Source organism: Pseudomonas edaphica, from assembly GCF_005863185.1.
Lineage (GTDB): Bacteria > Pseudomonadota > Gammaproteobacteria > Pseudomonadales > Pseudomonadaceae > Aquipseudomonas > Aquipseudomonas edaphica.
On record NZ_VBVZ01000355.1, the window covers coordinates 1 to 6,474 of the forward strand.

At 63.2% G+C, this 6,474-nt stretch carries 7 protein-coding genes; 2 read left to right on the forward strand and 5 right to left on the reverse strand.

The features are described 5' to 3' along the window. From FEM54_RS21245 to FEM54_RS21255, 3 genes are all read right to left on the reverse strand, one after another. A partial coding sequence (locus tag FEM54_RS21245) for a TonB-dependent siderophore receptor (RefSeq protein ID WP_138452852.1) occupies positions 1–1,259 on the reverse strand: 1,259 nt, incomplete at its 3' end. A gap of 106 nt (positions 1,260–1,365) precedes the next feature. Beyond that, positions 1,366–2,316, reverse strand: coding sequence for a FecR domain-containing protein (locus FEM54_RS21250; protein ID WP_017135329.1), 951 nt, complete (start codon positions 2,314–2,316; stop codon positions 1,366–1,368). Next, the gene (locus FEM54_RS21255) at positions 2,303–2,824 is read right to left on the reverse strand and encodes a sigma-70 family RNA polymerase sigma factor (protein ID WP_419789521.1); all 522 of its coding nucleotides are present in this window, start codon (positions 2,822–2,824) and stop codon (positions 2,303–2,305) included. The genes FEM54_RS21250 and FEM54_RS21255 overlap by 14 nt, the downstream gene beginning before the upstream one ends. 165 nt (positions 2,825–2,989) lie before the next feature. Here FEM54_RS21255 and FEM54_RS21260 point away from each other — a divergent pair, with 165 nt between their 5' ends. Further along, the gene (locus FEM54_RS21260) at positions 2,990–3,619 is read left to right on the forward strand and encodes a LysE family translocator (protein ID WP_017135327.1); all 630 of its coding nucleotides are present in this window, start codon (positions 2,990–2,992) and stop codon (positions 3,617–3,619) included. Positions 3,620–3,669: 50 nt separating this feature from the next. Here FEM54_RS21260 and inhA read toward each other — a convergent pair whose 3' ends face one another. Then, entirely contained in the window at positions 3,670–4,350 is a 681-nt protein-coding gene (inhA, locus tag FEM54_RS21265) for an isonitrile hydratase (RefSeq protein WP_017135326.1), read from the reverse strand. 90 nt (positions 4,351–4,440) lie between these two features. Between inhA and FEM54_RS21270 the strand changes: the two genes are divergently transcribed. Continuing rightward, on the forward strand, positions 4,441–5,409 hold the full coding sequence (locus FEM54_RS21270) for a GlxA family transcriptional regulator (protein WP_017135325.1): 969 nt from the start codon (positions 4,441–4,443) through the stop codon (positions 5,407–5,409). Here the strand turns inward: FEM54_RS21270 and FEM54_RS21275 are convergent. After that, positions 5,379–6,305, reverse strand: a complete 927-nt coding sequence (locus tag FEM54_RS21275) for an alpha/beta fold hydrolase (RefSeq protein WP_138452854.1) — start codon at positions 6,303–6,305, stop codon at positions 5,379–5,381. The two genes, FEM54_RS21270 and FEM54_RS21275, sit on opposite strands and share 31 nt — an antisense overlap. Positions 6,306–6,474: the final 169 nt, after the last annotated feature.

The window sequence follows — 6,474 nt, forward strand, 5'->3', positions numbered from 1 at the left end:
TGCAGGTTGCGGCTATGCACGGCGGCGACCTTGAGTTGCCAGTCGTCGTTGAAGTGGTGGGTGAGGTCGGCGAAGAAGGTGGCGCGCTGGCTTTGCCAGTCGTTCCAGGATTGGCCAAGGCAGGTGGAGCGGCTCAATTTGGCGCTCTTGCCATCCTTGTAACGCGGTAGACCGCCCCAGCACGGGCTGGCGTCGATGTCTTCGTAGCTGGCGCCCAGCCCCAGGGTGGTGTCGGGGTTGAGGTCGACATCCAGCGCGGCGTAGAAGGCCTGGTCCTTGCGTTTGGAAATATCCATGTAGGAACCGCGATCCTGCTGGCTGAATGCCGCGCGGCCGCGCACGGTGCCGTTGTCATTCAAGGGGCCGCCGGTGTCGACGTCGGCCCGGTAGTTGTCCCAGGTGCCAGCGGCCAGCGACAGGCTGGAGGTCGGCTTGGCCTGGGGGCGTTTACGCACAAAATTGACGGCACCACTGGCGGTACCGGCACCCTTGAGCATGCCGGCTGCGCCCTTGAGCACTTCCACGCGGTCGTAGATCGCCATGTTGGCGCTGAAACTGTCGGCCTGTACGTAGTCTTTGCCCATGTCCAGCGGTACGCCGTCGTACTGGTATTGGCCGAGCATCTTGAAGCCACGGGAATAGAAATATTTACCGCCCATGGGGGATGCGTAGGCGGTGATTCCCGGGGTGTGTTCCATCACGTCTTCGATGGTGGTGAGGTTCTGGTCGTCCATCAGTTGGCGGGTCATCACACTGACCGATTGCGGGGTTTCCCGCAGGCTGTGTTGACCTTTACCGATGGTGACCGCGCCCGTGGTGTAGGAACCGCTGCCATCGGTGGTGGCACCCAGACGCTCGCCGGTGACGGTGGTGGCGCCCAGGTTCAGCGCGCCGGTCTCGGCGATGTGTGGCAATAGCAGCCAAGTGCTTGCGCCTTGACGTTGTGCCTGCAAGCCGTGGCCACGCAAGAGCTCGCCCAAGGCTTGCTCGCGCTCATAGCGCCCGTTCAAGCCTGGGCTCGACTTGTTGGCGACGCTGGTAGCGTCGTAGGACAGGCTGATGCCGGCCTGGCGGGCGAACTGGTCCAGCACGTTGGCCAGCGCACCTGGGGCAATCTGCCAATCGCGTGCCTGGGTGTCGTTGGCGAGTGTTTCGGCCATCACGGCCAGCGGCAGGGCGCCGCCGCTCAGGCAGGCGCCCAGCAGGGCGGCCTGCACCGCGCGCTTGAGGGGGGAACGTTGGGAAGGGAACGCTTGCATGACCGCGGGATGCTCCTTTAAGGAAGTGAACAGAACCGGCCTGTTGATCGGCCTTTCCTTACAGGTCGAGCGGCAATGAGAAATAACCTCATTTATTTTTTATGCACTAAGCGCGGGACGTAACCGTCACCCAATAACGGCTGCGATAGGTGACGTTGACCGCCAGCGACTGAGCCACCAGGTTGAGCACCTGGTCGGTGTCATCCAACTGGTAAGTGCCCGATACGCGCAACCCGGCCACGGCCTCGCTGCAGCGCACCAAACCGTTGCGGTAGCGGCTCAGCTCGGCGAGGAAATCATCCAGGCGCATGTTGTGGGCGCTGATCACGCCGTCGCTCCAAGCCCAGGGATCCAGGCCGTTGGCGATCGGTGGGCGCAGGTGGGTGCGGTCGAACAGCACCTGTTCGCCGGGGTTGATCAGTTGGCGCGCGCTGCTGTCGTGCAGGTCGGCATACACCGCCACGCTGCCTTGTTGCACGGCGAGCAACGTGCCTTGGCCTTCTTCGCGCACCAGAAAGCGCGTGCCGAGGGCACGCAGGTAGCCGTCACGGGTTTGCACCCAGAACGGTCGACTGTCGGCGCCGGTGTTGATCAGCATTTCACCCTGGCGCAGGTGGACCCGGCGCCGTTCGGTACTGAGCGCAACGTCGATCGCACTGGCGCTGTTGAGCTGGATATGGCTGCCATCGTTGAGCGTCACCCAGCGTCGCTCGCCAGTGGCGGTGCGGTAGTCGGCCATCAGCACGGGCAGGGGTGTGTAGTCGCGCCCGAGCCAGGCGAGGCCGGCGGCGCCGGCAAACAGGCCCAGCACCTTCAAGGTGTCACGGCGGCTGATGCGTTGGCGTGCGCCGTTGAGGGCATGGCGCCCGGCACCGGCGGGCACGTGGCTGAACTCATCGCTCATGGTGGCCACCCGTTGCCACACCCGTTGGTGCTCGGGGCTGCTCTGCAGCCACTGTTCGAACGCAGCAGTGCTGACGTCATCGGCGATGTTGAAACGCAGCCGGATCATCCACTGGATGGCCTGGTCGACCAGGCGCGGGTCAAAGTTCGGCATAACGTAACCGGTAGCAGGCATGCAGGGCTTTGGCCAGGTCGCGCTCAACCGTGGCCTTGGACACGCCCAAACGCAGGGCAATTTGTGCGCAGGTCAGGCCGTCCAGTTGCGCCAGCAAAAACGCTTCGCGCACCCGTGGCTTGAGCTGGTCGAGCAAGCGGTCGATGCGCTCCAGGCTGTCAAGGATCAACAGGCGGGTTTCTTCCGACGGCACATCCACTTGCGGGAAGTGCGCCAGGCTTTCAAGGTAGGCGCGCTCCAGCTCGCGGCGCCGGTACTGGTCGATCATCAGGCTGCGCGCAATGCTGCTCAGGTAGGCGCGCGGTTGTTGCAAGGTCTGTTGTTTGCGCGCGTTGAGCAGCCGCACAAAGGTTTCCTGCGCCAGGTCAGCGGCATGTTCACGACAGCCCGTTCGCCGGCTCAACCAGCCGCGCAACCAGGAAGAATGGGCATGGTAGAGCTGGCCGATAGCGGCAGAGTCCAGAGGATGGTCGCTCAACAGGGGCATCCTGACGCAGGGTCTTATTGATAATGTTTCGCATTCTAATCGTTGGTTGTGGCAATGAGCAATCACCCGACATGACCGTTGGCGAAGAATGTATCCAGCACAATTTTTTGTTGCCGCACGGCGCGCCGTTTAATCTGCAGGCTTTCTCTGGTGGAGGGCTTGAGCATGATCGACCTTGCAACCCTTGCGGTGTTTTCCGGCGCTGTTTTGCTGTTGCTGCTGTCGCCGGGGCCGAACATGGCATTTGTGATCAGCCATGGCGTGAGTTATGGCTGGCGCGGTGGCGTGGCTTCAAGCCTGGGGATCTGCGTGGCGGATTTGCTGTTGACCGCCTTGACGGCCAGTGGGGTCACCGCCTTGGTCGCCAGTTGGCCGCCGGCGTTTGATTTGATTCGTTACGCCGGGGTGATCTACCTGCTGTGGCTGGTGTTCAAGACCTTGCAAAAAAACACCGGCCTGGACATGAGCCAGGTCCGGCGCGTGCGTTTACGGCATGTGTTTGTGCAGGCCATGCTCAACAGTCTGCTCAACCCTAAGGCGTTGCTGTTTTTCATGGTGTTTCTGCCCCAATTCGTCAGGCCCGAGGCCGGCTCCATTGCGGTGCAGCTGTGGGTGCTGGGCGGCGTTCTGACCCTGATCGCCGGGGTTTTCCACGCCTTGCTGGGCATATTTGGCGGGGCGATAAGCCGAGTGTTTGCGGGCAGCAGCCACAGCGCCAGGCTGCAGAAATGGGGCCTGGCGACCGTGCTGACGCTATTGGCGGCGCGGTTGGCGTTTATGTCCCGGCCTGCCTGACCCACCGCCATTAAAGCACTACCGCCACAGAATTTGCTGCGCAGGTGCCATCAGCCCAACCGCGCCGCCGCCCGCGCCACAATTTCACCGCGCACCCGACGCGATTCCGCCGTGCGCTTGTGGGCTTCTTCCAGCACATGTTCAGGCGCGGTGCTCGGGCTGCCCGCGTCAAACGGCGGTGCCGGCGCGTATTCGATCTGCAGTTGCACAAGCTGTGCGGCGGCTTCACTGTACAGCTCGGCGGCCAGGGTCAACGCAAAATCGATCCCCGCAGTAATCCCGCCACCGGTGAACAGGTTGCCGTCACGCACCACGCGCGCTTGCACCGGGATGGCGCCCAGCGGGGCGAGCAGGTCGTGGTAAGCCCAATGGGTGGTGGCTTTACGGCCGCGCAGCAAACCGGCCGCGCCGAGCACCAGTGAGCCGGTGCATACCGAGGTCACGTAGCGGGCGGTCTGCGCCTGGGCTTTGAGGAAGTCGAGTGTTTGCGGGTCTTCCATCAAGGCACCGACGCCGGAGCCGCCGGGCACGCACAGCACATCCAGGCGCGGGCAGTCGGCATACGTCGTGGTCGGAGTGAACACCAGTCCGGTGCTGGAGGTGATCGGTGCCAGGTCTTTCCACACCAGGTGCAGCTTCACATCCGGCAGCGACCCCAGCACGTCATAGGGGCCGGTAAGGTCAAGCTGCTGGATGCCGGGGAACAACAGAAAACCGATCTGCAAGGTCATGAATCAAGCTCCGATAAAGGGGTGGACGGCTTCACTGTAGAGGCCTAGGCTTTGGCGAATACGCCATTGAGCCCACACATCACGCCAATCATGACCCGGATCATCCACGTTCTCGCTTTTGAAAATGCCCAAGTGCTCGACGTGACCGGGCCGTTGCAGGTGTTCGCCTCAACCAATGACCTGGCGCGCCAGCGCGGCCTGCCGTTGCCTTACGCGGTTTCGGTGGTCGCCGCGCAGGATGCGCCGGTGATGACCTCCGCCGGCCTGGCGTTGGTGGCCGAGCCGCTGCCCGCGCTGGATACACCCTGCGACACATTGGTGATCGCAGGCGGTTGGGGCGTGTATGGCGCTGCCGAAGACCCCGCGTTGGTGCAGTGGGTGCGCGAAAAGGCCAGGCACACACGGCGCATGACGTCGGTGTGCACCGGGGCTTTTTTGCTCGCCGCCAGCGGCTTGCTCGACGGCTGCCGCGTGGCCACCCACTGGACGCGCTGTGAAGAGCTGGCGCGCAAGTTTCCCGCGCTGACGGTGGAGTCCAACCCGATCTTTATCCAGCAAGGTGCGGTGTGGACCTCCGCCGGTGTCACCGCCGGCATCGACCTGTGCCTGGCCCTGGTGGAAGAAGACCTGGGCCGCGCCGTCGCCCTTGAAGTGGCGCGGCATTTGGTGGTGTTCCTCAAGCGTCCGGGCGGGCAATCGCAATTCAGCGCGACGTTATCGCTGCAAAAGGGCGACAGCCGTTTTGCCGACTTGCACGCCTGGATGGCCGAAAACCTTACCCTGGATTTGAACATCGCCACGTTGGCCGCCCAGGCTGGCATGAGCGAGCGCAGTTTTGTGCGCCACTACCGCACCGAAACCGGCCAAACCCCGGCACGTGCTGTCGAACTGATCCGCGTGGAAACGGCGCGGCGGCAGTTGGCCGACAGCACGGCGTCCATCAAACGCATTGCCGTGCAGTGCGGGTTCGGCTGCGAAGAAACCTTGCGCCGCAGCTTTCTGCGCGCGTTATCGGTGACGCCCCAGGCTTACCGCGAACGCTTTTCGCCGGTGTCGTGAGCGAGCAGTTCAAACAGCGCCTCAAGGGTCACCTGCGGCGCTTCCTGGAACACATTGTGGCCAACGCCCGGCAACACCTGGCGCCGATACTCGCCGCTGAAGCACGCCACATCGTCGTCCTCGACCGGGGCCGGGCCGACGCCATCATCGGCACCGCACAGCGAAATGCTCGGCACCGAGATCGGCGGTTGCAGCGCCAGTGCCTGTTCGATGGCTTCCAACGCCGGGTCGCCGGGGGCGTACATGAAGCGATGGCGATAGGAGTGAATGACCACCTCGACAAAATCCGGGTTATCAAATGACGGCGCGGTCTTGGCGTAGAGGCTCGGCCCTTCGGCCCAGGTCGGCGACCACAGCTTCCACAGCAGCTCGCACAGCTCGCGGCGATTGGCAGTCAAACCGTCCACACCGCGCTGGGTGTGAAAGTAAAACTGATACCACAAGCGATGCTCTGTCTCGGGCGCACCCGGCTTGAGTGAGTTGGCGATGTCCTGAATGTTATAGCCATCTCCCGTCACCAACCCACGTACGCGCTCGGGCCACAGCGCGGCGACGATACACGCGGCGCGGCCACCCCAGTCATATCCCGCCAAAGTGGCTTGCGGGATGTGAAGGGCATCCATGAAGTCCAGCAAATCCTTGGCCAACGCCGCCTGTTGGCCGGAGCGCATGACCTGCTCATTGATAAACCGCGTCGGGCCATAGCCGCGCAGGTAAGGCACCAGCACGCGGTAGCCACGCTCGGCCAGCACCGGCGCGATGTCATCGTAGCCACGCGGGTCGTAGGGGAAACCGTGCAGCAGGATAATCGGCGCGCCGCCTTCGGGGCCGTGGGTTTCATAGGCCACGTCGAGCATGGAGGTGCGCACGTAGAGCAGCTGGGCGAGTGGGTTCATGGTGTAAATACCAAATGATTGATCGAACGATAGATACCTGTAGCGAGCGAGCTTGCTCGCCACAGGTCAGGGTCAGGCCAACGTTGCTGGAACTCTAGCTCAAGCCGATGACGGTGCATTGCACGCTTGAAGTCAGTTGCCTGACTTGTCTAGCCCGTCGGTTGCGGTG